Below are 1,078 nucleotides of genomic sequence, written 5' to 3'. Positions count from 1 at the left end.
ACCATCATTATCATCATCTGTATCTGTTACATCTGGTGTACCGTCTCCATCTGTATCTACTTGAACGGTTACGATAATTGTTTCTGTTACACAGACCTGTGGTGTAACTGCTGTATTACAAACTTCTAGAACAATTGTTACATCACTTCCTTCTTCTCCTGCTGCTGCTGTATACGTTACTTCTCCTGTTAATGGATCTATACTTACTGTACCTCCTGCTGTTCCACCTGTTTGGGTGATACTTGTGTTTGCACCTGGTTCAAAATCGTCATTTGCTAAAACATTTACTGAAGCTGTTTGTCCTTCTACAACTGTTAACACATCATCTGCTCCTGTTGCAACTAATGGATTTGGATCTGTAACATCTGGATTTCCATCATTATCATCATCTGTATCTGTAATATCAGGAATTCCATCACCATCCGTATCTGTCTGCACAGTTACTGTAATTGTTTCTGTTACACAAACCTGTGGTGTAACCGCTGTATTACAAACTTCCAGAACAATGGTAACAGTTCCCCCTTGCTCTCCTGCTGCTGGTGTATACGTTACTTCTCCTGTTAATGGATCTATACTTACTGTACCTGCTGCTGTTCCGCCTGTTTGAGTAATACTTGTGTTTGCGCCTGGTTCAAAATCATCATTTGCTAAAACATTTACTGAGGCTGTTTGTCCTTCTCCTACGACTAATACATCATCTGCTCCTGTAGCAACTAATGGATTTGGATCTGTAACATCTGGATTTCCATCATTATCATCATCTGTATCCGTTACATCTGGTGTACCGTCTCCATCCGTATCTACTTGAACTGTTACGGTAATTGTTTCCGTTACACAAACCTGTGGTGTAACTGCTGTATTACAAACTTCTATAACAATCGTTACATCGCTTCCTTCTTCTCCTGCTGATGGTGTATACGTTACCTCTCCTGTTAATGGATCAATATTTACTGTACCTGCTGCTGTTCCGCCTGTTTGGGTGATACTTGTATTTGTTCCTGGTTCAAAATCGTCATTTGCTAAAACATTTACTGAAGCATTTTGTCCTTCTACAACTGTTAAAACATCATCTGCTCCT

The 1,078-nt window shown here is 40.0% G+C and carries 1 protein-coding gene; it reads right to left on the bottom strand.

Annotated features, from left to right (window positions below; genetic code table 11):
- The coding region (locus tag ACKTTC_RS12415) for an Ig-like domain-containing protein (RefSeq protein ID WP_408040156.1) at window positions 1-1,078 on the bottom strand (1,078 nt) is incomplete at both ends.

The organism is Tenacibaculum amylolyticum (assembly GCF_964511145.1).
GTDB lineage: Bacteria > Bacteroidota > Bacteroidia > Flavobacteriales > Flavobacteriaceae > Polaribacter > Polaribacter amylolyticum.
This window is presented reverse-complemented; position numbering and strand designations above follow the sequence as displayed.